The organism is Sideroxydans sp. (assembly GCF_054604835.1).
The window spans coordinates 37,235-63,471 of the sequence record NZ_JBTSFG010000003.1; the positions used below are offsets into that span (position 1 = coordinate 37,235).

The window sequence follows — 26,237 nt, forward strand, 5'->3', positions numbered from 1 at the left end:
TCACGCCCCGCCGTTCATGACCTACCAGTTAGAACTTGTAGCCGTACTGCACACTCACGATATCGACGCTGTTGCTGTAGCTTCCGACCAGATAGCCTTTGCCGCTCAACTCCGGATTGGCCGCCGCGCTCTGGTTCATCACGCCGCTCTTGACGAACAGGTGGGCGTAGCCGAAATCCAGCGTGCTGGCAGCATCAGGCTTGTACTGCCCGCCCAGCGCCAGCCAGGTGCGGTCGGCATCCGGGATACGCACGGTACGGTAAGCATCCGACACCGGCGTCTGGTCGAAGGCAAGCCCTGCACGCGCGGTCCACTGCTCGTTGTAGTGATAACTGGTACCGACGGAAACGCGCCAAGTGTCTTTCCAGTTCTCAGGAGTCGCGGCGCCCAGCGACGTACCGTCTGTCTTCTTCACATCCAGCGTCTTGAACACGCTCCAGCCGGTCCAGGTCGCATCGGCCATCACTTCCAGCTTGTCGCCGTACTGGTGCACCGCGCTCATGGAGAAGGAATCCGGCATGGTGATGTCAAGCGTGACAGCTTGGTCCGGCAGCGCGGCGGCCAGCAGTGCCGGACGATCGGCGAAAGTCACATTTCCGGTGAGCTTGTATTTGATCTGGGAACGGTAAGCCGCGCCTATGCGTGTTTGCAGATCCAGCTTGAACAATGCCCCGAAGTTATACCCCCAACCGCTGTCGCTCCCCGTCATGGTACTGAGTCCTTCCAGGTTCGGAATGATTGTGCCACCCGCAGTCGCCTGGAAGATGGCAGCGCTGTAATTCGTCACACCTGTCAGCTCGCCGGAAATGTGCTGGTAGCTCAAGCCCGCACCGACACTGAGCGCATCACTCACGTCATAGGAGATCGATGGATTCAGGTTGATGGTCTGAATCTTGGATTTGACCGCCTGGAAGCGCCCCATCCAGGTCGCGTCGTAGTCAGTCTGCAAACCGAACGGGGCATTGATCCCGATCCCGGCATGCATCTTGTCGTCGATCTGACGGGTGTAATACATGTTGGGCACGAATGCCATGCCGCCGGCATCGCCCCCCGTGCCCGTGCCTGCCGTCTGGAGTGGAGACAGACCGGATATCGTTCCGCTGTACTGTGCGGAAGGTTTGATGAACGCGCCGCCGACGGAGATCTGCGAGTCGTCCAGGCGCGACATACCGGCGGGATTGTAAAAGACTGTCGCGGCATCTTCCGCAGACGCCGCCCCGCCGGCGAATGCATTACCCAGTCCGCTGCCCTGCTCGATCAGCGCAAAACCGGATGCATACACCTGACCTGCCATCAACATCAATGCGCCGGACACCACCGCTCCAACCTTCGATTTCCTGAGGATCATCATTTTTTTCTCCCTGATCGTTGAAAAAGTACCCATCCCTGCCTTCCCACAACCCAACTAAACCGCCGGCAACGGCCGAGGTTTGCGATCCTCGCCCACCGCTACATAGGTAAGCTGCGCCTCCGTCACCTGATGACAGGTTGGATTCTCCGGGTCGCGCTGCACATAGACTTCCACATCCACGGTGATGGATGTGTTGCCGGTTCTGACGATCTTCGTATAGAAACTCACGATGTCGCCGACGAAGATCGGCTGCTTGAACACGAAGGAATTCACCGCCACGGTCGCCACCCGCCCTTTGGCGCGGTGCACGGCAGGGATGCTGCCGGCGACGTCCACCTGTCCCATCAGCCAGCCGCCGAAGATGTCGCCGGTGTAGTTGGCGTCGGACGGCATGGCCGCCACGCGCAGAGTCGGTTCACGGTCGGGCAATGAGGTGACGGGGGTGTTCATGCTCAGTGTCCTTCGTAGAGTGCATCGATCTCGCGCGCGAACTTCGCCACGATCTTGTCGCGTTTCATGCTCAGTTTTGGTGTGAGCAGGCCGTTGTCTATGGTCCACGGTTCGGTCAGTAACAACACGCGGTTGACCTTGGCATAGCCGGGGAAGGCACGGATGTTGCGCGCGATACGGCGCAGCAATTTTGCTTCCACGTTGCTGTCGGTGAGCGATTCCGGCATGTCGGGCCGCACGCCGACCTTGGCCGCGATGTCCGGCCACACCACGGGGTTAAGCACCACCAGCGCGACCAGATAGGGTTTGCCTTCACCGAGGATCATCGCCTGATCGATCAGCGGATCGTGCAGGATGGCCGCTTCCATATCGGCCGGCGGGATCTTTTCGCCGTTGGCCATCACGATGATCTCTTTCAGACGACCGGTGATGTAGACGTGGCCGGTCTCGCTGATGCGCGCGATGTCACCGGTGTTGAGCCAGCCGTCGGCATCTATCATCGCCTTGGTCGCTTCCGGATTGTTCCAGTAGCCCATCATCACGTTCGGGCCTTTCACCAGCAGCGCGTTCTGCGTGCCCAGCTTGATCTGCACATCGCGGATCGGCTGGCCCACGCTGTCCGGGAAATTATTGTCCAGATGATTGCCGGTGACGATGGGGCTGGTCTCGGTCAAACCGTAGCCCTGCACCACCGGCAGACCGAGGCCGACGAACATGCGGGAGATGTCGGCATCCAGCGCCGCACCGCCGGTGACCGCCGTGCGCAATCGACCGCCCAGGCGCGCCAGCAGCTTCTTCGCCACCAGCTTGTCCAGCAGCGGCCACAGCAGGAATGAGGCCTTCCACGGACCGCGTCCCTGTTCGTGCTCGAAGCGCGCCCAGCCCACCTCGACCGCCAGATGGAACAGTTTCTTGCGCAGCGGCGGCCCCTCTTCCAGCTTGGCGCTGATGGCGGAATAGATGCGCTCGTAGATGCGCGGCACTGAGATCAGGATGGTGGGATGTATGGTCTGCAGGTCTTCGGAAAGCAAGGGGATGGAACGCGCGTAGGCGACTGTCGCGCCGGTCATCACTTGCAGGTAATAACCGCAGGTGCGCTCGAAGGTATGCGACAGCGGCAGGAAGGACAGCAGCAGATCGTCGTTGTAGAGCGCAAAGGTGCCCAGCGCGGAGTGTGTGTTGCTCAGCATGTTGCGGTGACTCAGCATCACGCCCTTCGGTTTGCCGGTGGTGCCGGAGGTATAGATGATGCTGGCCAGTTCGCCCATCTCGCACGGCACGGGCGCTTGCAACTCGGCGGCAGACGGCAAGGCATGCGCTGCCGATATCAGACGCGAGTCATCGCTCTTTACCTCGTCCAGTGAGATGAAACGCTGCACACTGGGCATCAGCGATTTCACCGCGTTCAATTCCTGCCATTGCTCGGCAGTCTCGAACAGCAACACCTTGGCCTGCGCATCGTTCACGATGTAGGCGATATTCTCGGCGCGGTCCACGGTATACAGCGGCACGGTGACCAGCCCCAGCGACATCGCCGCTTGGTCGAACATCACCCATTGCGGACAGTTGCGCAGCATCAAGGCCACGCGGTCGCCTTTTTGCAGACCTTCCTTGGCCAGCGCCGCCTGCCAGCGCGCCACTTCTGCCAGCATCTGGCGCCAGCTCAGACTCACCCATCCGTTCAGGTTCGCATCGAAATATCGGTAGGCTTCTTTATCCGACGAGCGCCTTACCCGCTCAAGGAACAAACCGTGCAGCGTCCCCGCCTGATCAGGTGTGATCACGTCTACGTTGTCTGGTGTCGTCATGGCGCTCTCCCCTTATTGTTATTTCTGCAAGAACAGATCATCGAACAGCAGCTCTCCCGGACTGACTGCATAGTGCTCGAAGTCACTTACGCCTTCTTCGCGCAGAACCTCCTCGTCGATGAAGAAATTGCCGCTGCAGGTATCGCTGGAACGCATCAGGATGGCATGCGCGGCATCGGCCACGATGGCAGGTTTACGCGAGGCGTGCAGGATCTCTGCGGGGAAGTTGTATTCGATGGCGGCCGTGGCGATGGTGGTGCGCGGCCACAGGCAGTTGCAGGCGATGCACGCTGCCGCGAACTCGCGCGCCAGCCCCATGGTCACCATGCTCATGCCGTATTTGGAGATGGTATAGGCCACATGCGGCGCGAAATTTTCCGGCCCCATGTTCAGCGGCGGAGACAGGGTGAGAATGTGCGGATTCACCGCTTGCTTCAGATGCGGGATACAGGCCTGCGAAGCAAGGAAGGTGGCGCGCATGTTCACGTCCCACATCAAATCAAGGCGCTTGGCCGGTGTCTCCAGTGTAGGCGTGAGGCTGATGGCGCTGGCGTTGTTCACCAGCACATCGATGCCGCCGAAATGCGCGGCCGCCTGTTCGACCGCATCGTGGATGGCCTGCTCGTCGCGCACATCCAGCTGCAATGCCAGTGCCTGTCCTCCCGCCGCGACCACCTCTTCCGCCACACTATGGATGGTGCCCGGCAGCTTGGCATGCGGCTCGACCGTCTTGCCGGTGATGATCACCTTTGCGCCGTCGCGCGCGCAGCGCAAGGCGATCTCCCTGCCGATCCCGCGACTGGAACCGGTGATGAAGACCACCTTGTCGCGCAGGCTGCTCATCCGTTCGCCTGCAGTTGTCGCGCATCGAAATCGTCGACCATGATCACCTTGCGTCGCAGCATGTAATCACGTTCCAGCTGTATCGCCTGTTCAGCCGTGATGATGCCGATATCACGCGCCTCGACGATACGCGTCATCTCGTCCATCGCTTTGAGTTTTCCGGCCTTGGCTTCTTTTTCCAGCATGGCCTGCATCGGTTCGCACGCCAGCGTGCTGGCCAATGCCGCTTCCAGCGCACCGACTGCATCCTGCTCGTCGCGCTTGATGTACATGCCCGCGGTGAGCCGGTCGCGCGCATCACCCGGCTTCAACAGCAGCGCCGCCACCTGGTGGCCTCTGTTATCGGAAGGCGGTTGGCGGCATTGCCCCAGCGGGAAGACGACCAGACGCAGCAGCAGCGCGAAGAAACGGTTGGGGAAGTTCTGTATCACACCGTCGAATGCCATCTGGATGCGATACAGCCCGTCTTCCATCGCCCAGTGCAACAGCGGCTCGTCGGCCTGCGGACGACCGTCGTCCTCGAACTTCTTCAACACCGCCGAGCACAGATAGAGGTTGCTCAACACATCCCCCAGTCGAGCCGAGAGTTTCTCCTTGCGCTTCAGCCCGCCGCCCAGCACCAGCATGGCGATATCCGCCGCAAAAGCGAACGACGCCGCATAACGCGTCAGCAACTGGTAATAACGGTGCGTCGGCGCGCCGGTCGGAACGTAGATCAAACGTCCACCCGACAAGCCATACAGCACCGAACGCACCGCATTGCTCAGACTGAAACTGATGTGCGCGAAGAAAGCCCGGTCGAAATCCAGCGAGGCACGTTCTGCGTTCTGGTCGTGCGCCGCCTGCATCTCTTTCAGCACATAAGGATGGGAGCGCACCGCGCCCTGACCGAAGATCATCAGGCTGCGCGTGAGAATGTTCGCGCCTTCCACCGTGATGCCGATCGGCGTCTGCTCGTACATGCGCGCCAGATAGTTGTCCGGTCCCATGCAGATGCCCTTGCCGCCGTGCACGTCCATCGCATCGTTGATCACCATACGGCCGCGCTCGGTGCAGTGATACTTGGCGATGGCCGACACCACCGAAGGTTTCTCATGCAGATCGACCGCCAGCGCCGTCATGCGTCGCGCCGCGTCCATCACATAGGTGTTGCCGCCGATGCGCGCCAGCGCTTCTTCCACGCCCTCGAACTTGCCGACCGGCATGTGGAACTGCTTGCGCACGCGGCCATAGGCTCCGCTGCTGCGCGCCGCCAGCTTGGCACCGCCCACCGCACTGGCCGGCAGCGAGATGGAACGCCCCACCGACAGACAATCCATCAACATGCGCCAGCCCTGGCCGATGCGCGACATGCCACCGATGATGTACTCCATCGGAATGAACACATCATTGCCTACCGTCGGCCCGTTGAGGAATGCAGAGTTGAGCGGGAAGTGGCGGCGGCCGATCTGCACACCGGGCAGATCGGTGGGGATCAGGGCCAAGGTGATGCCCAGCGACTTCTCCGCGCCCAATATATGCTCCGGGTCATACAGCTTGAATGCCAGCCCCAGCAGTGTCGCCACCGGTGCCAGCGTGATGTAACGCTTCTCCCAGTTGAGGCGGATGCCCAATACCTGCTGACCGTTGAATTCGCCATGACACACGATGCCGCTATCCGGGATCGCCCCCGCATCGGAACCCGCGAACGGTCCAGTCAGCGCGAAACACGGCACTTCCAACCCCTGCGCCAGACGCTTCAGGTATTTGTCCTTCTGTTCCGGCGTGCCGTATTTCAACAGCAACTCGGCCGGCCCCAGCGAGTTCGGCACCATCACCGTCACACCCGCTGTACCGCTGCGCGAGGAGACCTTGGTCACCACCGCCGAATGCGCCTGCGCCGAGAACTCCAGTCCGCCGTATTCCTTCGGAATGATCATGCCGAAGAAACCCTTGTCCTTGATGAACTGCCACACCTCGGGCGACAGATCCTGCCGGATGTGGGTGATGTCCCAATCATCCAGCATGGCGCACAGCTGCTCCACCTCGTTGTCGAGGAAAGCCTGCTCGCGTTCGGAGAGGCCGGTCTTGGGCATCTCCAGCAGCTTGCTCCAGCGCGGACGACCACTGAACAACTCGCCATCCCACCACACCGTACCGGCGTCCAGCGCCTCCTGCTCGGTCTGCGAGACCTGCGGTAATATCTTTCGGAAGATCTTCAGGATGAAATTGCTGATCAGCAGGCGGCGCAGATAAGGCACACCGAACACCAGCACAAAGATGACCAGCGCGAGATAGATGTTCTTCAGGGCCCCGTCGGAGATGCGGCTCTCGACAGCGATCACCGGCACCAGCACCAGCAAAGCAAACAGCCAGCCCCAGATCGAGGATCGGAAGAATGCCAGTAAAAGGAAGACAGCAAGGACTACCACCGTGATCGTTATCGCCATTTTCTAACCTCGTTTATTGTTATGCGGGATTGGGTTGAACTTTAACCCTATCGCGCCCCCCGCGACAATGGTTATATATATGTGCACCGGACAGAAACCATGTCAGCAACTCATTGACTAAGCGCCCGGCTTTCCCCACACTGTCCCCCATGTCCATGCGATCCAGAAAATTCATCGCCTTAATTCTGCTGCTGTGGCTGCCGCTGTTCAGCGCCAGCGCCGTGGCGGAGTCGCTCGCCATGCAGATGCAGCTCGGCGACTGCCATGAATCGTCCGAGATGATGGCCATGTCGCACGACGACATGATGGATCACGGCATGATGCAGCACGAGACCATACAGGCAAGTAACGAGGAAGAGTCCTCTTGCACCTCCTGCGCGATCTGCCATGTGGCCGGTTCCGCATTCCTCGATGCGCCTGCTGTTGCGCTGCAATACATCGAGATCGCCTCGCAGGCGGTCAGTTTCATCCCCGAGACTTTCGTCTCCCATCATTCCGCACCGCTGGTTCCGCCCCCTCTCGTTGCCGCTTGATGCGGGACGAGTCCGTCTGTTGAATCCGTAGTACCCCACTCGTCCCGCTTCGTGCGGCGTCCGTTCGCGGTCGTCCGCCTGCATTCCAACTGCAACAGGAAGCGGAACATGAGACACGTATCAGTAATTTTCACTTTGCTCGGCGCGCTGTGGCTGACACCCGCGACAGCCGAACCGACGCTGGGCAGCGACCTCGACGGCCTGCTGGCCTATGCGCGCGAGCACAACCCGGAGCTGGCGGCGGTACGGCATGAAGCGACGGCAGCGATGCAAAACAGCGAATCGTCCGACACGCTGGCCGATCCGCTGCTGCGCATCGAGCCTATGGATGTGAGCAACGGCAATCCGGCCACCAAGTTCACCCTGATGCAGAAGCTGCCCTGGTACGGCACGCGCGACCTGCGCCACGAAGTGGCCGATGCACGCAGCGAGGAAGCGGAAGGCCGCGTCGCCGCCACCTGGGCGGATCTGTCCACACGCATCAAGCAGGCTTATGCGCGCTATGCCTACACCATCGGCAGCGAGCAACTGACGCAGCAGACGCTGGAACTGCTGAACGGGCTGGAGCAGATCGCGCAGACGCGCTACGCCAACGGCCTCGGCCAGCAACAGGATGTGATCCGCATCCAGCTCGAACAGACCCGCTTGCAGACCGAGCTGATCGCCGTGCAAAACGCACATCACCACAGCCATGTGCGACTGAATGCATTGCTGTCTCGCCCCGGCAATGCCGAGCTGGCGGAACCCGCCGCACCACGCCCCATGCCGACGCCCGCGCAACTGGACGAGGCCGCCCTGCTCGAACGGCTGGACGCACAGAACCCGCAACTGCGCATGGCCGACGCCAGCCTGCGCGCCGCCGACCGCCAGCGTGAACTGCAATATGCCGACCGCTATCCGGACGTGACGCTGGGCATCGCGCCGACGCACAGCAACGGCAGCATCTCGCGCTGGGACGTGATGCTGGAACTGAACATCCCGCTGCAACAATCCACCCGCCGCGCACGCGAAGGCGAGGCGGAAGCACGACTGTCTGCGGCCAGCAGCCGCAAGCAGTCGCTACTGGAACAGAAGCGCGCCGCACTTTCTGAAGCGCTGTCCGCACTGGAGACCGCACGCCGCACCGAGCAACTGATCGCCACCCGCCTGCTGCCGCAGGCGCAGCTCTCGCTGGATGCCACGCTGGCCGCGTATGAAACAGGCAAGTCCGGCTTCGCCATGCTGATCCAGGCACAACAACAACTGCTGACCATCCGTCAGCAACGGCTGCGCGCGCAGACCGACATGCAACTCGCGCTGGCCGATATCGAAAACCTGCTGGGAGAATCACTATGAACGACAAGATCAAACTCGCACTGGGCGGACTGCTACTCGCCCTCGTCGCATCCGGCAGTTACTGGTATGGGAAGTCCAGCACCGAGTCCAAAGTGCCGAGTGCCGAGAACAAGGCGGAGCGCAAGCTGCTCTACTACCGCAACCCGATGGGCTTGCCCGACACCTCGCCGGTGCCCAAGAAAGACTCGATGGGCATGGACTACATCCCGGTGTATGCGGGCGAGGAAACGGAGGACAAGGAAGGCTTCAGCGTCAGCGCGGCCAAGGTGCAGAAGCTGGGCGTGCAGAGCGAAGCGGCTGCGATGCGCGAACTGGGTGCCAGCCTGCGCCTGAACGCGCGCATCGAAACCGATGAGCAACGCCTGACCACCATCGCGCCCAAGTTCGAAGGCTGGGTGGAGAAATTGTTCGTCAACACCACCGGCCAATCCGTGCGCAAAGGCGAACCCCTGTTCGAGGTGTACAGCCCGGAACTGGTGTCCGCCCAGCGCGAACTGGCGCTGGCGAAACAAGGTCTGGCATCACTGAAGGAAGCTGATGCAGAAGCGCAGCAGAGCATGCAACGCCTGGCCGACGCCAGCGCCGCGCGCCTGAAGAACTGGGACATCGCCGGTGCGCAACTGAATGGCGGGCGCATCACCTACTACGCCCCTGCCAACGGCATCGTGCTGGAGAAGAAGGCCATCGAAGGCATGCGCTTCATGCCCGGCGAGACGCTGTACCGCATCGCCGACCTGTCCACGCTGTGGGCCATCGCCGATGTGCCGGAGCAGGACATCGGCAAGCTGCGCCGGGGCGACACGGCACAGGTCACGGTAGAGGCCTACCCCGGCCGCATGTTCGAAGGCAAAGTGGATTTCATCTATCCCACCCTGAACGAGATGACGCGCACCGGGCAAGTGCGCATCGTGCTGCGTAATGCGGACGGTGCGCTCAAGCCATCCATGTATGCGCAAGCACTGATCGCGGGCGGCAAGGCCGCCAAGGTGCTGACCGTACCGACTTCGGCCGTGATCGACAGCGGCGCACAGCAGACCGTGCTGGTGCGTCTGGATGAAGGGCGCTTTGCGCCGCGTGTCGTAACCCTGGGCCAGCGCAGCGATGACTACGTGGAAGTGCGCAACGGCCTGACGGAAGGCGAACAAGTGGTCACCCGCGCCAACTTTCTGCTCGATTCAGAGAGCAATCTGCAAGCGGCATTCAGCGGCATGGGCAACACCCAGCCCCCGCAGAAAACCAAGACGGTCGGCCATAGCGCAACCGGGGTGCTGGAGGAAGACTATGGCGACGGCAATGTCAGCATCACCCACGAACCCATCCCCACGCTCAGTTGGCCGGCCATGACCATGGACTTCGCGCTGGCGAATCCGTCATTGGTGGCGAATCTGAAACCGGGCAGCGCCATCGAGTTCGAGATCGTCGAACGCGGGCAGGGCGAATGGGTGATCACCAAGCTGCAAGCGCAGCATGGGAGACACTGACATGTTGAACACAGTCATCGAGTGGTCGGCGAAGAACCGCTTCCTGGTTCTGCTCGCCACCCTGTTCATCACACTGTCCGGCATCTACGCGCTGATGAAGACGCCGCTGGACGCGCTGCCCGACCTGTCCGACGTGCAGGTGATCGTCTATACCGAATATTCCGGACAGGCACCACAAGTAGTTGAGGATCAGGTCACCTACCCGCTCACCACCGCGATGCTGGCGGTGCCGAACTCGAAAGTGGTGCGCGGTTTCTCCTTCTTCGGCGCGTCGTTCGTGTACGTCATCTTCGAGGACGGCACCGACATCTACTGGGCGCGTTCGCGCGTGCTGGAATATCTGAATCAGGCAGCGGGGCGTCTGCCGCGCAACGTGTCGCCGCAACTGGGGCCGGATGCCAGCGGCGTGGGCTGGGTGTACCAGTACGCGGTGTTGAGCGACAAGCATGACCTCGCCGAGCTGCGCACCCTGCAGGACTGGTATCTGCGCTACCAACTGACCAAGGCGCAAGGCGTGGCCGAAGTGGCGAGCATCGGCGGACAGGTGCAGCAATACCAGGTCACGGTCGATCCGGTGAAGCTGCGCGCCTACGGCATCCCGCTGAGCCGTGTGTCGCAGGTGATACGCGACGGCAACCGCGATGTCGGCGGACGCGTGCTGGAGATGGCCGAGACCGAATACATGGTGCGCGGTCGCGGCTATCTGCGCGGCAAGGCAGACATCGAGATGCTGGTGGTGAAAGCTGAGCGCGGCACGCCGGTGCTGCTGCGCGACATCGCACGCATCGAGCTCGGGCCGGACAGTCGGCGCGGCATCGCCGAGCTGGATGGCGAAGGCGAAGTGGTGTCCGGCATCGCCATGGCGCGCTACGGCCAGAACGCGCTGGAGGTGATCGCCAACATCAAGCAGAAAATCGCCGAGGTGTCCGCCGGTCTGCCGGATGGCGTAACGATACGCGCGGTGTACGACCGCTCGGAGCTGATCCAGCGCGCCATCGCCACGCTCAAGCACACGCTGCTCGAAGAAGGGCTGATCGTGGCGCTGGTATGCATGGTGTTTCTGATGCATGCGCGCAGCGCACTGGTCGCCATCGTCATGCTGCCCATCGGCGTGCTGATGGCGTTCATCGCCATGCGCGCGCTGGGTCTCAATTCCAACATCATGAGTCTGGGCGGCATCGCCATCGCCATCGGCGCGATGGTGGATGCGGCGATTGTGATGATAGAGAACGCGCATAAGCATCTGGAGCGCATGAAGGATGAGTCATCGCGCTTCGATGCCATCCTTGCCGCGTGTAAGGAAGTCGGCCCCTCCCTCTTCTTCTCGCTGCTCATCATCACCGTCTCCTTTCTGCCGGTGTTCACACTGGAAGCACAAGAAGGACGCTTGTTCGCACCGCTGGCATTCACCAAGACCTTCGCCATGGCGGGCGCGGCGTTGCTTTCCGTCACGCTGGTACCAGTGCTGATGCTGCTGTTCATCAAAGGACGCATCCGGCCCGAGTCCGCGAACCCGCTCAACCGCTGGATGATCGCCGTCTACCGCCCGCTCATCCACTGGGTGCTGGCAAAGAAAAAAGCGACGCTGGCCATCGCGGTCGGTGTGCTCGTCTTGAGCATCTATCCCGCACTGAAACTGGGCAGTGAATTCATGCCCACGCTGAACGAAGGCACGCTGTTCTACATGCCCACCGCCCTGCCTGGTCTGTCGGTGACCAAGGCTGCCGAGCTGTTGCAGACGCAGAACAAGATCATCAAGAGCTTCCCCGAGGTGGCATCGGTATATGGCAAGGCAGGACGCGCCGGAACCGCTACCGATCCCGCACCGATGGAGATGTTCGAAACGGTGATCAACCTCAAGCCTCAGGAGGAATGGCGCGACGGCATGGATACCGACAAGCTCATCGCCGAGATGGACAAGGCGCTGCAGTTCCCCGGCGTGGCGAACTCGTGGACGATGCCGATCAAAGCGCGCATCGACATGCTCTCCACCGGCATCCGCACGCCCATCGGCATCAAGGTATTCGGCAAGGATCTGAACGAGATGGAACGGCTGGCGAAACAGATCGAGTCGGTGGTGAAGAACATCCCCGGCACCAGCTCCGCTTATGCCGAGCGCATCACCGGCGGCTATTACCTCGACATCGAACCGGACCGCGCCGCACTGGCCCGCTACGGGCTGAGCATCGGCACGATGCAGGATGTGATCGCCTCGGCATTGGGCGGCGTGAACGTCACCACCACGGTGGAAGGACTTGAACGCTTTGGCGTCAGCGTGCGCTATCCGCGCGAACTGCGCGACTCGCCCGAGAAGATCGCGCGCGAAGTGCTGGTCACCACACCGGACGGCGCGATGGTCCCGCTCGGCCAACTCGCCAGCGTGCGCATCAGCAAAGGCGCGCCCAGCATCCGCACCGAGAACGCCCTGCTCTCCGCCTACATCTATGTCGACATCCGCGACCGTGACATCGGCTCCTACGTGGCCGAGGCACGCAAAGCCGTGAACGAACAAGTGACCTTCCCGCCCGGCTACTACGCCACCTGGAGCGGCCAGTTCGAATACATGGAACGCGCCATCGCCAAGATGAAGATCGTCATCCCGGTCACGCTGCTGCTCATCTTCCTGCTGCTGTATCTCAACTTCCGCCGCGTCACCGAATCGCTGATCGTGATGCTGTCCGTGCCGTTCGCGCTGGTCGGCGGCGTGTGGCTGTTGTGGCTGCTGGATTACAACCTCTCTGTCGCGGTCGCGGTCGGCTTCATCGCACTGGCCGGCGTGGCGGCCGAGACCGGCGTGGTGATGCTGATCTATCTGGAGAAGGCATGGCAGGAAGTGCAAACCCGCTGTGCTGCGGCTGGCCGCCAGCCTTCAGCCCAAGACTTGTACGCCGCCATCATGGAAGGCGCAGTGGAACGCGTGCGCCCCAAGATGATGACCGTGGTCGCCATCATGGCCGGCCTGCTGCCCATCCTGTGGAGCAGCGGCACTGGCTCGGAAGTGATGCGCCGTATCGCCGCCCCCATGGTCGGCGGCATGGTGTCTTCGGCTGTGCTCACCCTGCTGGTGATCCCGGTCATCTACGCGCTCGTCAAGCAACACCAACTTTCCTCAACCCACTGAAAGGAGCTCGCCATGAAACAACTCACACTCGCTATCACCCTGCTGGCTTTCATCGGCATTGCCCAGGCGGCCTCTCATGAACACGAGATGAAGCACGACATGTCATCACACAATATGCAATCGCATGACATGCACGCGGCCATGCACCAAGGCATGGGTGTCGTGAAAGCGGTCAAATCCGGCAAGGTGCAGATCGCCCACGAACCAATCCCGTCACTGCAATGGCCGGCGATGACTATGTGGTTCGAACTGAAAGGTCATGCCGGTCACGACATCAAGGTCGGCGACCGGGTGCATTTCGAGATGATGCAGGGAGAAAAGAAGAAGTGGGTGATCGAGAAGATCAAGAAACAGTAGAACCTATCACCGTAAAGGACGGAAACGGCCACGTGTCCGTCCTTTAGAAAGGTTTCAAATCTCGAATGTCAGCGATGTTGTCTGATGAGGCGTTTGCGATGCCAGCAGCGCCGGGTTGAAGAAACGCACTGTGTTGCGCCCCTCCTTCTTCGCCTGATACATCGCCATATCGGCACGCTTGATCAGCTCGTCGACCGACTCCGCGTTTCCGCGGAACACCTTCACGCCGATGCTGGGTGAACTTTCGTGTATCTGATCCTTGAGCTGATAAGGGATCGCCAACGTTGCGCGGATCTTTTCTGCGACCAGCCTCAAATTCTGCTCGACCACTTCCTCGTTGGTGCCGACGTTCTCGATGAGGACCACGAACTCATCCCCGCCCAATCTGGCGACCGTATCCACCTCGCGAACTGTCGCCCTGATGCGCTGCGCCACCTCCATGAGTAATAGATCCCCATAGTCATGCCCTAGCGTATCGTTAAGCACTTTGAAGCGATCCAGATCGAGAAAGAACACAGCGCCTAGATTTCCGCTGCGAGCAGAAGCGGCTATGGCTGCCTTGAGGCGCTCCGTGAACAAGCGCCTGTTGGGAAGATGCGTCAGCGGGTCATGGAACGCCTGATTCCGCATCTCCTCCTCAAACCGCTTCAGATCAGTAATGTCCGTAAAGATGCCGACATACTCCGTCGTATGCCCCTCGGCATCCTTGACGGCGGTGATGGTCAGCCTTTTCGGGAACACTTCACCATTCTTGCGTTTATCCCAGATATCACCGGACCAGCTACCGTAAGTGGACAAGTGTTGCCACATGCCAATGAAAAAACTCTGGTCGTGCCGCCCTGAGCTCATGAAGCGCGGATTCTTGCCCAGGACCTCCTCTTCACCGTAACCCGTGATATCCGTGAACGCGTGATTGACCTTGATTATCCTGGAGTCGGCATCCGTGATCATGATCGCCTCGTGCGTTTCGAAGGCCACCGCCGCCACGCGCAAACTTTCCTCAGCCCGCTTCCGCGCAGTGATGTCCGTACGCATGGAGATATATTCGGCGGGCTTGCCTTCTTCGTTCACGTAGGGAACGATCGTGGTCGCCACCCAATAGAGCGCGCCGTCCTTTTTCCTGTTACAGATCTCACCATGCCAGACTGAGCCCGTGGCGATCGTGCGGTACATCTCGCGGAAGAACGCCTTGGAATGAAAACCCGAATTCAGGATCCTGTGATCCTGACCGATCAGCTCGTCCTGTGAATATCCGCTGATTTTGCAGAACTGGTCATTGGCATAGAGAATCTTGCCCTTGACATCAGAGACCCCGACGATCGCGTGCTGATCAAGCGCGTACTTATGATGCCGCAAGGTATCAAGTGCCCTTCTCGACTCTTCCTGGGTGTCTCTCAGCCTTTGTTCAATATTCCTACGTTCGACGATCTCGTCTTGCAGTTTATTGTTGAGCGCCCCCAGTTCCTGCATACGCTTTTCCAACTGCGCAGAGAGGGTCTTGTAATACCCGGATTGTTCACTCTCGCTCCTGAAACTCAGTTTGGAGCGCCACTTTATGAATCCTTCGAGTAGGTTGCGAAGCATAGACATCCTTTCCTTCTGATGCCCTATCCATGTAACAAGGGACCGCAAAGCAACACAAGCGTCTGCTTGCCTGCCGCCCCATTTTCGCCATGAAAACGTGCTCTTCATCGCAATTTTGGATGCTAACACCGACTAGCAGAGAGGCACATCGTCCTTTCGAACTACATCCACACCCCCACTCTAACTATGCCTTGGCCTATATAGAAGCCCGTCTCTTCGAAGTGGTTATTGAGTCGCACCTGTGCGGCCGGTCATGACTTCGCCGATCCATCCAGCGAACAGAATAGGTCTTCCCTGCGCGACAGCGGGTTGATGTGGAACATGCGGAAGGCGCCGTAGCCTTTTGCGCTGGGGATGGTGCCGGCGTAGCGGTAGCGTGCCCAGTGTTCGCCTTCGAGTTCGAGCATGGCGACCAGCGGTTCGGTGCCGAATATCTCGCCGGGTGGCGTGACCGGTTCGATACGCGCGGTCTTGGTGACGTCGGTGCTGGCGTAGGTGACGGTCTGCGCCAGATGGTCATAGAGTTTGTAGACGGGGCCGTAATGCAGACCGATACGCAGCATGAGCGGTTCGTCGAGCGCGAGGGAAGATTGGTCCAACGTGCTCATCGCGTCGTTCAGTTCGGCGGCGATGTGGGCGACCGTTGAGGCTTTGCGCGCGACCAGATAGATGGCATCGCCCCATGTGTCGACGAACTGGATGTCGTCCCGGTAGCGGTCGATGACGGCAGCGAGCACCGGGTGCAATTCATTGAAGAACCACACCACACCGCTGTCGCTCAGCTTGCTGAAGCCGCGCACGTCGGAGAACAGGATGGCGTGCGGTTCGCGTCGCAAGGTTGGATGATACTGACCGAATTCTCTCACCACAGCCCGCGGCAGGTGCACCGGGCTGTCGATGACTTCGGAGCGATGGCCGAGTGACTGCCACTTGCTGATGTTGGAATAGGTACTCGATTGCTGGTCGGATACCACGCTGTCCCAGATGGCGGCTTGCATCACTTTCGCCTGCAGCGATTCGGCACGCATAACGGACATGCCCATGGCGATCTCGGCACAGTATTTGAACAGCCCGTCCTCGCCGAGGAAGTCCGACTCGGTGGCGAAGGAGACAAGATTGGCCTGCTCCAGACAGCGATGGAATCGCTCCACCCATTGTTCGCCTGCGGGACGCACCGAGATATCGCAGAAGGCATCCACCGCGAACGGCAACCACACGTTGAGTTCGCCGCCCTGCTTCAGGACGGTTTCGGCGAACAGGATGTCGGAACCGGCCGCAAGTGAACCGTAGGCGATCACACAATGGTTGGCTTGCAGCACTTGATCGATGCGCTGCTGCAATGCGGTCTCCTCTGTTCCATCCAGCGGGCGATGACCGTCGAAGATGTGTCCGCAGTAATGCAGCACGGTCTCCGGCAGCATGGGGTCGACGATCTGCGGGTCTATGCCCATGTAGCTGCACACCAGCCGCAACTGGCGATTCATGCGCGCACGGGTGAGCAGATTGTTCTGGTTGAAACTCGCGGCCTCGCGTATCGCCGCACCGGCCGCTATGGGTTTACCCAGCAACAGATAGGCTTCGGATAAAGTCGCCAGCGGGAAGAAGCGCGGGCCGGTGTCTTGCTGCGCCAGTTCGATGGCGACTTCGGCCAAGGCACGCGCACTGGAATCCGACCCGGAGAGCATGTACAGCGTGGCCGCGTTGATGGCGGAATAGTGTCCGCCGAAATGGTTATAGGCCTTGTGATAGGTGACGGCGGCGGTGTGGAAACGTTCGCGCCCCAGTCCCTCGAACGGCTTGGGCTGGGAGATGTCGACTTCGAGGAAAGCCAGGTCTTTCAGCATGCGCGGCTCCAGTGCGCGCACGTATTCGTTCTGGCTCAGGTGCAGCTTATAGGCGTAGAAGGCATCCAGTGCGCGCTGCTTGGCATTGCAACGCGACAGCGACAACACCGCGCAATACTGGAAGAACTCGTCATGCGGACTCAGGCGCAGTCCGGCCTGCGCGAGGTCGTGCTCCTTCAGATGGTCGCCGGTCTTCTGCGCGGCCAGCATGGCGACTCGGATCTCTTCCAGCTTGGCGCTCATCGCATCTTTTCCACGGCTTCTTCCACCCGCTCCACCGCGATCACCTGCATGCCTTCGATCTTGTGCTTGGGCGCGTTGGCTTTGGGGATGATGGCTTGGGTGAAACCGAGTTTGGCGGCTTCTTTCAATCTTTCCTGACCGCGCTGTACCGGGCGCACTTCACCGGCCAACCCGACTTCGCCGAACACCACCATCTTCTCAGGCAGCGGTTTGTTCTTCAGCGAGGAGACGATGGCGAGCAGCACGGCGAGGTCGGCGCCCGGCTCGGTGATCTTCACGCCGCCCACGGCGTTGATGAACACGTCCTGATCGAAACAGGCGACACCCGCGTGGCGGTGCAGCACGGCCAGCAGCATGGCGAGGCGGTTCTGTTCCAAGCCCAGCGACAGACGGCGCGGCGTGGGGGAATGGGAATCATCGAGCAGCGCCTGGATCTCCACCAGCAAGGGGCGCGTCCCTTCCTGCGTCACCATCACGCAGGAACCGGCTACCTGCGCGCCGTGCTGCGACAGGAACAGCGCGGAAGGATTGCTCACTTCGCGCAGGCCTTTCTCGGTCATGGCGAACACGCCCAGCTCGTTCACCGCACCGAAGCGGTTCTTGAACGCGCGGATGAGGCGGAAGCTGGAATGCGTGTCACCCTCGAAATACAAAACAGTGTCGACGATGTGTTCCAACACGCGCGGCCCGGCCAGTGCGCCTTCCTTGGTGACATGGCCGACCAGGATGATGGTCACGCCCGCGCTCTTGGCGATGCGCGTGAGTTGCGCCGCGCATTCGCGCACCTGCGCCACCGAGCCGGGTGCACTGGTGAGTTGTTCGGAATACACGGTCTGGATGGAGTCGATCACCACCACTTGCGGTTTCTCGCTCGTGATAGCGTGCTGGATCTTCTCCAGTTGTATCTCCGGCAGCAGATGCACTTCGCTTGCATCGAGCGACAGGCGCTTGGCGCGCAAGGCGATCTGCTGCGCCGATTCCTCGCCGCTGACATAGAGCACTTTTTTGGTGGCGGACAGATGCGCCAAAGCCTGCAGCAACAGGGTGGATTTGCCGATACCCGGATCGCCGCCGATCAGCACCACGCCGCCCTCCACCAGCCCGCCGCCCAGCACGCGGTCGAACTCGGCGATGCCTGTCGGCGTGCGCGACACTTCGCTCGCTTCCACATCGGCCAGTTGCTGCAACTTGCCCGATGCCGCCAAGGCACTGAAACGGTTCTTGCCCGCCGCCGGTGCGGCTTCCGCCACCGATTCGACCAGCGTATTCCATTCACCGCAATGCGGGCACTGGCCCTGCCACTTGGGGGACTGTCCGCCGCACTCGGTACAACTGTAGATCGTCTTTGCTTTTGCCATGTCTTCCTGTCAACGCTTGCGCGCCGTCATACGTGTTTCAATCTTTCATATATCTCGAGGATTCGCGGCAACCCCTGATGCAAGGCATCCATCACCGCCGGATCGAAATGCCTGCCGGCATCCTCGTTCATCACTTCGATGGCGCGCTCTACGGTCCATGCTTCCTTGTAGGGGCGCTTGGAAGTGAGTGCGTCGAACACATCAGCCACTGCCACGATACGCGCAGACAATGGGATCGCCTCGCCCGACAGGCCGGCAGGATACCCGTTGCCGTCCCATTTTTCATGATGGCATTCGGCGATCTCGATTCCCAGTGTGAAGATGCTGTGCCCTAAGGCGTTCATCTGCGCTTCGCTGCGGCGCAAGGCCTGCCCGCCGATGACGGGATGGCGCTCCATCTCCTTGCGCTCCGCCTCGTCCAGCCGTCCGGGTTTGAGCAGGATGCTGTCGGCGATGCCGACCTTGCCGATGTCGTGCATGGGGGCGAAGCGATGGATGTTGCGCACATAGGCCGGCGTGATGAGCGCCGCGTAGCGCGGATCGCCTGCCAGGGTCTCGGCCAGTACCGCCGAATACAGCGCCATGCGCACCAGATGGTCGCCGGTCTCAGGATCGCGGCTCTCGGCCAGTTTGGCCAGTCCCTGCAAGGCCGCCACCACCAGCCCTTCCACCACGATGGTGCGCTCGATGATGTGGCCGACCTGTGCCGCGATGTTGCCGAGGAACTCGATGTGCCCGCCGGTATAGGCGCCATATTCGCGCGCGGCGAACACCATCACGCCGCCGGTGCGGGCGCTGCTCAGCGGCATATATAGCGCCGCCCCCAGACCTGCGCGGTGCAGGTCGCGTGCGAGTTGCGCGCTGGCATTGCGCGCCGCATATTCCCCAAGGTCGTTGATCGCCAGCGGCTGATGCTGGTCGACCACCTGTGCCAGCGCATTGTCATGGCGCACGTAGGCGGCACCTTCATGCAAGCCGCTGGCGACGGTGCCGGCCATGCGTTCCAGCTTCAGCGTCTCGCCATCTTCGGACGGATACAGGATGCAGACCCAGTCCACCGGCACGAAGGACGGGAATTCCTGCAACACGAAATCCAGCGTCTCATCCAGTTGCCGGCCGCGGTTGATGCGGTCAGTCAACTGGAACAGGCTGTGCAGCCTGACCGACAGGGCGTTGAACGCCTGCGTCATGCGGCCGATCTCGTTGTGCGTCTGCACCGGCACCTGATAGCCCAGCGCCCCCTGTGCGACGCGGCCGAAGCCTTCTTCCGCCTCGCGCAGCGGGCGCATCACCCGCGTATGGGCGGCATAGGCGATGAGGCCGAGCAGCAGCAGGGACAATATGCCTGCCACCACCTGGAAAACACGGATGGTGTTCAGTTTGCCTTCCATCATGGTCTGGAACGCGCGCGCCAACCGGTCGGCCGAGCCGACCATGCCCTCGCCATCCCGCACGATGTAGCGGGCCGCCGCATGCAGATTGCGATGCGCCTCGTCATCACCGGCGTACACCTTGAGCGAAGAGCGGAAATTGGCCCAGTCCAGTGCGGTGATATCCATCTGCGAGCGCGAATGCGCATCCCAGGTGCACTGGATGGCCTCATCCTTGCCGGTCAATGCCGGCGACAGGCGCCGGGCCTTGAGCGAGGCGATGATCTGCTCCATCAGCCCGATCTGTTCCTGCAGATTGCTGCCATAGAGTTGCCGCAGATCGTTCTCGCTGGCCCGCGTGCGCGTCCCGTCCTGCATGGCGACCTGGCGGGACTGCTCGACCATGCTGCGCATGGTCACGCGCATCTGCCCGGTCAGGTTCAGGATCAGGTAATCGTGCTTGCGCAGGTTGAGCTCGTAGAAGGTAAAGCCGAGCACACTGCACAGCACGACCGCCATGAGCGCGATCACCCCCCATAACTGGAGGCGCAGGGAAGAAGTAGGTTCGGTCATCGGCACCTCTTGGGACACAGGAAGGACGGCTGCCATGCACTGCCATCCGCATGGCTGGAATCTACCAGCATTCGCTACAGCCAACCACCCTGAACTGCCTCTCGGGTAGAATCGCGCCCATGTTACGACTCACCGAGATCCGCCTCCCGATCACCCATCCCGCCAACGACCTGCCAGCCGCCATCCTCAAGCGGCTGGGCATCGCGGCGAATGATCTGACCGAAATTTCCGTGTTCCGGCGCGGCTTTGATGCGCGCAAGAAGAACGCCATCGTGTTCGTCTATACGGTCGATGTGGCAGTGAACAACGAAGCGGCGCTGCTGAAAAAGAACATCACGCATGTGACGCAAGCGCCGGACATGAGTTACCGCGTGGTGGCGCAGGCACCGCAAGGTTTGACTGAGCGGCCGGTGGTGATCGGCACCGGACCCTGCGGCATCTTCGCCGGGTTGCTGCTGGCGCAAATGGGTTTCAAACCCATCATCCTCGAACGCGGCAAGGAAGTAAGAGAGCGCACCAAAGACACCTGGGGCTTGTGGCGCAAGGGCAAACTCGATCCTGAATCGAACGTGCAGTTCGGCGAGGGCGGTGCGGGCACTTTCTCCGACGGAAAGTTGTACAGCGGCATCAAGGACCCGAAGTTCTATGGTCGCAAGGTGATGACCGAGTTCGTCAAGGCGGGCGCTCCGGAAGAGATCCTGTACGTGAGCAAACCGCACATCGGTACCTTCCGTCTGGTCGGTATGGTGGAGCAGATGCGCCACGAGATGGAGGCGCTCGGCGCGGAGATCCGCTTCCAGAGTCGCGTGGAAGACATCGAGATCGAGAACGATGAAGTGCAAGGCGTGGTGCTGGCCAACGGCGAACGCATCGCCACCAAGCACGTGGTGCTGGCCGTCGGCCACAGCGCGCGCGACACCTTCGAGATGCTGCACAAGCGCGGTGTCTATATGGAGGCCAAGCCCTTCGCCATCGGCTTCCGCATCGAACATCCGCAATCGCTGATCGACCGCGCGCGCCTCGGCGCGAATGCGGGCAATGAATTGCTCGGGGCGGCGGATTACAAACTGGTGCACCACGCCAGCAACGGCCGTGCGGTGTATAGCTTCTGCATGTGCCCAGGCGGTACGGTGGTGGCGGCGACTTCCGAGGAAGGCCGCGTGGTGACCAACGGCATGAGCCAGTATTCACGCAACGAACGCAATGCCAACAGCGGCATCGTGGTCAACATATCGCCGGACGATTATCCGGGTGATGTATTGGCGGGCGTGGCGTTCCAGCGCCAGTGGGAATCGCGCGCGTTCGAACTGGGCGGAAAAAATTATTCTGCGCCGGCGCAGCGCGTCGGCGACTTCCTCGCCGGACGACCCTCGACACACTTGGGCGAAGTCGTGCCCTCCTACACCCCGGGCGTGACGCCGACCGACCTCTCCACCGCCCTGCCCGACTACGCCATCGCCGCCATCCGCGAAGCGCTACCCGCGTTCGGCAAGCAGATCAAAGGTTTCGACATGGACGACGCGCTGCTCACCGGCGTGGAGACACGCACCTCGTCGCCGGTGCGCATCAAGCGCGGCGACAACTATCAGAGCATCAACATCAAGGGCTTGTATCCGGCCGGAGAAGGCGCGGGTTATGCGGGCGGGATTTTGTCGGCGGCGGTGGACGGCATCGAGGTGGCGGAAGCCGTGGCGCTGGATATGACGGCCGGCGCTTCAGGCAAATAGATTCAAACCCGGCTATCCATTTTCGGGCAGCAGCCCGATCAACTGCGCGAGCGCCTCTTCGCGCGAAAACTTACTTGTGTCGAGTTCGAGTGACGGGGCTTCTGGGGCTTCATAGGGCGCGCTGATGCCGGTGAAGTCGGCGATCAGACCTGCGCGGGCTTTTTTATACATCCCTTTCGCATCGCGTTGTTCGCACACTTCGATGGGGGTGTCCAGATGCACTTCGATGAATCTGTCAGCACCGATGATCTCTTTCGCCATCGCGCGATCCGAGCGGTAAGGTGAAATGAATGCCGCCATCACGATCAGTCCCGCATCATTCATCAACTTCGCCACCTCCGCGATGCGGCGGATATTCTCGCTGCGATTCGTTGCCGTGAAGCCAAGATCCCGATTCAGTCCGTGCCTTACGTTATCGCCATCCAGAACGTAACAGGCGCGCCCCCTGTCCACCAGTTCGCGCTCCAGAAGAAAAGCAATGGTGGACTTCCCCGCCCCGCTCAAACCGGTGAACCAGAATGTCGCGGGCTGCTGGCCGAGCAACACGGCACGCTCTGCCGAAGTCACATGCCCGTTGTGCCACACCGCATTGGATGATTGTCTTTCACTCATGCTTGCTACCTCAGTAAGCGGCATCGGACGGCATCGAAGTGGCCGAGGCGATGGCGCCGGAAATGGTCTAAAGCTAGTGCAGCGTCTTGCTGGCGCTCACCGCCGGCACATCCACGAACACCGCATCGGCATCCACCCTGTCAAACACGTAGCGTTCGTTGCAGAACTCGCAATGCACTTCGATCTCTTCGCGCTCGGCCAGTATCTCGTCCACTTCTTCGCGCCCGATCATGCGTAGCATGTTGGCCACGTTGTCGCGCGAGCAGGTGCAGCGGAACACCACGGACTGCGGGTCGAACATGCGGATGTCTTCTTCGTGGTAGAGGCGGTGCACCAGTTCTGTCGCGGGCAGCCCCAGCAATTCTTCCGGCTTGAGTGTATCGGCGATCTGTGTCGCGCGCCCCCAGGCATCCTCGTCTTCAGTCTCGCCCTGCTCCGGCAGTTTCTGCAGCAGCATGCCGCCCGCGCTCGAACCGTCCGCCGCCAGCCACAGGCGTGTTTCCAACTGCTCGGAGCGTGCCATGTAGCCTTCCAATATCTCGGCGATGCTGTTGCCTTCCAGCGGCACGATGCCCTGATAGGCCTGGCCGCCGTCCTTGGGATCCAGAGTGATGACGAAGCGTCCGTCGCCGACCAGTTCCGGCAGCGTGCCGTGGGTGATCTCGCCTTCCCACTTGGCGGTGGCGCGCAATTCCATATCGCCCGTGCACTCCACCACCAGCAGCTTCACCGCGCCCTTGCCATGCACTTGCAGGATCATGGAACCGTTCAGCTTGAGCGTGGCGGCCAGCAGCACGGCTGCGGCGCATAGCTCGCCCATCATGTCGCGCAGGATGGGCGGATAGTCGTGGCGGTCGATCACATGCTGCCAGACGGCGTCGAGACGCACGATCTCGCCGCGCAGCGGCAGGTGTTCGAACAGGAAACGGGAAAGGGAGTCGGCTGATGTTTTCATGGCGCGCGATGATACCGCAGCGAGCGGTTCAAGGAAAAATTCAGTTGTCCACGAAAGGCACTAAAAGACACGAAAAAACCAAAGGCCGCGATAGTTTTTCGCCATCACCTGAAGTGCGACTACTGCAATGTAGTGCAACAGCCGGCCTCACATTTCGTGAATTTCGTGTCTTTCGTGGACGAATGAGGTTTTGGAATCAATGCGCGGGGCAGAGCAGTGCGGAACGTTCCTGCGTGGCCGGATGGCTGGCCAGATAGTCCATCACCGAGCCGCCGTTGTCCTTGCGCGCATCGGCCTGGCGTTTGGCATGCGCGGCTTCCAGTTTCTGCAGGATGTCGGGCAGCAGGCAAGGAGACTTCGCGTTCAACTGCAGGGTGCGCGCCGCGTATTCATCGGCTTCGCGTTCCATGTCGCGCGAGTAGCTGGCTTGCACCAGCATGGCCGGCACCGTCGCCAGTAATGAACTGACGTCGCCCATATACCAGGTCATCGCCAGACCCACCGCCGAGCTCTGCAACACCATGCGCAGGGCGTGGCGCTGTTCGACATGGCCGCGTTCATGGGCCAGCACTGCGATGATCTCGTCATCGTCCTGCGTGAGCGCCACCAGTTCGTCCAGCATGACGATGTTGCCGTCCGGCAGAGCGAAGGCGTTGGGACCGATCTGCGGGGCGCTGCGGAATTCGATGCGGTAGGCTAGCTGCGCGTCGGGCAAGGGCGACAACTTGGCATAGGCGTCACGAAGTGCCTGCTGGCGCTCGGGGGCGAGCTTGCTGGGTTCGAGCATCAGCTTGTCCAGCGTCTGCAAGGAAGACGCGCCCATCTTCTGCAACATGTTGGGCGGTATGCTGCGCGCGACGACCTCGCCCCCCCATGGCAACAGGTAACGGTAGGCGGCGGCAAAAACCAGCACGATGAGCACTGCGGAGATCAGCGCCCAGCGCATGCTGTGCTGCATGCCGTCCAGCCAGCTGCTGCGGTAACCGCCTTGCTTGAGCAACACATCCAGCGCGGCATGGTCAGTCACTTCACAGTGACCGCCATCCGGCAAAGTTATCCGGCGCGGCGTATCACCCAAACGCTCACTGACCTTCACATCCCGCAACGGCCACTCGCGCGCCAGCAGATCACCGCGCAGTTGCAACCACTCGCCGTCCAGTGTCAGCGTCACCGCGTGCGCGGCGGCAGTGCGCCCGTCGAAATATTGCGCAGCGACCATATCAGAGCGAGATATCCAGATCGAACATCTCGGCCGTCTCTTCGCCGGTGGCGCTGTCCGTCTGCACCTGCCCTGCCACGAACTCGGCCAGATCGCCCTGCGCCAGCAGTCCCATGCAACTGAACTTGTAGTGCGCCATGCGGATCTGCGCGAACGGGATGTACAGACCCAGCGTCAACACGATGCCCAGCAGGTTGGTGAAAGCGATCCACAGGTACTTGCCGACTTCCATGCGACTGTACAGGTCGTGCTCGCCCAGACCGGTCTTGCTCCAGATCAGGTTGGGCAGCCGCACCGCCAGAAAGCCGACGATGTACAGATAGAGCAGCGGCAGGACCACCACCAGGACAGGCATGTTCAAGGCGACGGAGATGCCGAAGAACACACCGGCCAGCAGAAGCAAACCCAGAGCTTTGAGATAGATGCCGTAAAAGTTGCCCGCCGTGGCGTCGAAACGGAAGAAGGTGTCGCCGAAGCGGCTGTTGTTGTGCTGGTACTGTTTGATCTTGAACTGCGTGAACGGTGTCAGCAGTGACAGCGTTGGAATGGCCAGAATAGGCCACAGCAGAAACACCACATAGGCACCACCGTCACTACCGGCAAAGCCGAAACGCAGACCGCGATAGCTACTGTTATAGAGCTTGAAGCGTAGCGAGCGCACGATCAGCCAAGGCATGACAGCGACAAGTAGCAGGAAGGTCGACACACCCAACAGCAAGTTCATCTGGGCGGCAATGGTGTATATCAACAGCAGCACGAAAGCGATGATGCGGCCCTTGAGGATGGTGATGGGCGTGCCGTGGTATTCGAAGCTGGCACCGACCAACTGTGTGTTGCGGTAGAAATATTGCAGACGGCGCACCTTGGCCCAAGCGCTGTAGATACCCAGCGTGAGGATGGACAGCAGCAGGTTGACGATCCATATCCTGAAATATTCCCAGCCCTTGCCGGTGAACTCGAATGCATGTTCCTGTTGTGTCTGCATAACGTCTCCAAATGAAATGATTGCCCTCCCATGGGCAAGCGCCCGCGCACTATAACTGC

General features: G+C 61.0%; 19 protein-coding genes. 6 read left to right on the forward strand and 13 right to left on the reverse strand.

Annotated features, from left to right (window positions below; translation table 11 throughout):
* Positions 1 to 28 precede the first annotated feature (28 nt).
* Genes ACYCZ5_RS05800 through ACYCZ5_RS05820 form a run of 5 tightly spaced genes read right to left on the reverse strand, consistent with a single transcriptional unit; the run spans position 29 to position 6,881 of the window.
* Positions 29 to 1,351, reverse strand: coding sequence for an OmpP1/FadL family transporter (locus tag ACYCZ5_RS05800; RefSeq protein ID WP_461543847.1), 1,323 nt, complete (start codon positions 1,349 to 1,351; stop codon positions 29 to 31).
* Positions 1,352 to 1,405: 54 nt separating this feature from the next.
* The gene (locus ACYCZ5_RS05805; RefSeq protein ID WP_461543848.1) at positions 1,406 to 1,801 is read right to left on the reverse strand and encodes an acyl-CoA thioesterase; all 396 of its coding nucleotides are present in this window, start codon (positions 1,799 to 1,801) and stop codon (positions 1,406 to 1,408) included.
* Between the two features lie 2 nt (positions 1,802 to 1,803).
* A complete protein-coding gene (locus tag ACYCZ5_RS05810) occupies positions 1,804 to 3,609 on the reverse strand; it encodes an AMP-dependent synthetase/ligase (protein ID WP_461543849.1) in 1,806 nt (601 codons plus the stop codon).
* 18 nt (positions 3,610 to 3,627) lie between these two features.
* Positions 3,628 to 4,452 (reverse strand): SDR family oxidoreductase, encoded by an 825-nt coding sequence (locus tag ACYCZ5_RS05815; RefSeq protein WP_461543850.1) that lies wholly within the window; start codon positions 4,450 to 4,452, stop codon positions 3,628 to 3,630.
* Positions 4,449 to 6,881, reverse strand: a complete 2,433-nt coding sequence (locus tag ACYCZ5_RS05820) for an acyl-CoA dehydrogenase (protein WP_461543851.1) — start codon at positions 6,879 to 6,881, stop codon at positions 4,449 to 4,451. Before ACYCZ5_RS05820 ends, ACYCZ5_RS05815 begins: the two co-directional genes overlap by 4 nt.
* A 149-nt stretch (positions 6,882 to 7,030) precedes the next feature.
* On the opposite strand from ACYCZ5_RS05820, the gene ACYCZ5_RS05825 reads away from it, so the two are divergent.
* The 5 genes from ACYCZ5_RS05825 to ACYCZ5_RS05845 all read left to right on the forward strand — a co-directional run bounded on the left by ACYCZ5_RS05825 (position 7,031) and on the right by ACYCZ5_RS05845 (position 13,708).
* A complete protein-coding gene (locus ACYCZ5_RS05825) occupies positions 7,031 to 7,414 on the forward strand; it encodes a DUF2946 family protein (protein WP_461543852.1) in 384 nt (127 codons plus the stop codon).
* Positions 7,415 to 7,522: 108 nt separating this feature from the next.
* Positions 7,523 to 8,749 carry a TolC family protein gene (locus tag ACYCZ5_RS05830; protein ID WP_461543853.1) on the forward strand — a complete coding sequence of 409 codons (1,227 nt, stop codon included), beginning with the start codon at positions 7,523 to 7,525 and terminating at the stop codon, positions 8,747 to 8,749.
* Positions 8,746 to 10,230 (forward strand): efflux RND transporter periplasmic adaptor subunit, encoded by a 1,485-nt coding sequence (locus ACYCZ5_RS05835; RefSeq protein ID WP_461543854.1) that lies wholly within the window; start codon positions 8,746 to 8,748, stop codon positions 10,228 to 10,230. Before ACYCZ5_RS05830 ends, ACYCZ5_RS05835 begins: the two co-directional genes overlap by 4 nt.
* Before the next feature lies 1 nt (position 10,231).
* A complete protein-coding gene (locus ACYCZ5_RS05840) occupies positions 10,232 to 13,351 on the forward strand; it encodes an efflux RND transporter permease subunit (protein ID WP_461543855.1) in 3,120 nt (1,039 codons plus the stop codon).
* A 12-nt stretch (positions 13,352 to 13,363) separates the two neighbouring features.
* A complete protein-coding gene (locus tag ACYCZ5_RS05845) occupies positions 13,364 to 13,708 on the forward strand; it encodes a copper-binding protein (RefSeq protein WP_461543856.1) in 345 nt (114 codons plus the stop codon).
* A 54-nt stretch (positions 13,709 to 13,762) separates the two neighbouring features.
* Here the strand turns inward: ACYCZ5_RS05845 and ACYCZ5_RS05850 are convergent, their stop codons facing one another.
* The 4 genes from ACYCZ5_RS05850 to ACYCZ5_RS05865 form a co-directional block, all read right to left on the reverse strand.
* Positions 13,763 to 15,292 carry a diguanylate cyclase domain-containing protein gene (locus tag ACYCZ5_RS05850; RefSeq protein WP_461543857.1) on the reverse strand — a complete coding sequence of 510 codons (1,530 nt, stop codon included), beginning with the start codon at positions 15,290 to 15,292 and terminating at the stop codon, positions 13,763 to 13,765.
* A 251-nt stretch (positions 15,293 to 15,543) separates the two neighbouring features.
* The gene (locus ACYCZ5_RS05855; RefSeq protein WP_461543858.1) at positions 15,544 to 17,379 is read right to left on the reverse strand and encodes an adenylate/guanylate cyclase domain-containing protein; all 1,836 of its coding nucleotides are present in this window, start codon (positions 17,377 to 17,379) and stop codon (positions 15,544 to 15,546) included.
* On the reverse strand, positions 17,376 to 18,737 hold the full coding sequence (gene radA / locus ACYCZ5_RS05860; protein ID WP_461543859.1) for a DNA repair protein RadA: 1,362 nt from the start codon (positions 18,735 to 18,737) through the stop codon (positions 17,376 to 17,378). The genes ACYCZ5_RS05855 and radA overlap by 4 nt, the downstream gene beginning before the upstream one ends.
* 26 nt (positions 18,738 to 18,763) lie before the next feature.
* Positions 18,764 to 20,680, reverse strand: coding sequence for an HD domain-containing phosphohydrolase (locus tag ACYCZ5_RS05865; protein ID WP_461543860.1), 1,917 nt, complete (start codon positions 20,678 to 20,680; stop codon positions 18,764 to 18,766).
* A 119-nt stretch (positions 20,681 to 20,799) separates the two neighbouring features.
* Here ACYCZ5_RS05865 and ACYCZ5_RS05870 point away from each other — a divergent pair, with 119 nt between their 5' ends.
* Complete coding sequence (locus tag ACYCZ5_RS05870) at positions 20,800 to 22,407, forward strand: NAD(P)/FAD-dependent oxidoreductase (RefSeq protein WP_461543861.1); 1,608 nt, start codon at positions 20,800 to 20,802, stop codon at positions 22,405 to 22,407.
* A 12-nt stretch (positions 22,408 to 22,419) separates the two neighbouring features.
* Here ACYCZ5_RS05870 and cysC read toward each other — a convergent pair whose 3' ends face one another.
* The 4 genes from cysC to ACYCZ5_RS05890 form a co-directional block, all read right to left on the reverse strand.
* Complete coding sequence (gene cysC, locus ACYCZ5_RS05875; protein WP_461543862.1) at positions 22,420 to 23,019, reverse strand: adenylyl-sulfate kinase; 600 nt, start codon at positions 23,017 to 23,019, stop codon at positions 22,420 to 22,422.
* A gap of 73 nt (positions 23,020 to 23,092) precedes the next feature.
* The gene (gene hslO / locus ACYCZ5_RS05880) at positions 23,093 to 23,974 is read right to left on the reverse strand and encodes an Hsp33 family molecular chaperone HslO (protein WP_461543863.1); all 882 of its coding nucleotides are present in this window, start codon (positions 23,972 to 23,974) and stop codon (positions 23,093 to 23,095) included.
* Between the two features lie 196 nt (positions 23,975 to 24,170).
* On the reverse strand, positions 24,171 to 25,193 hold the full coding sequence (locus ACYCZ5_RS05885; protein ID WP_461543864.1) for a M48 family metallopeptidase: 1,023 nt from the start codon (positions 25,191 to 25,193) through the stop codon (positions 24,171 to 24,173).
* Position 25,194: 1 nt separating this feature from the next.
* On the reverse strand, positions 25,195 to 26,178 hold the full coding sequence (locus ACYCZ5_RS05890; RefSeq protein WP_461543865.1) for a YjgN family protein: 984 nt from the start codon (positions 26,176 to 26,178) through the stop codon (positions 25,195 to 25,197).
* Positions 26,179 to 26,237 lie beyond the last annotated feature (59 nt).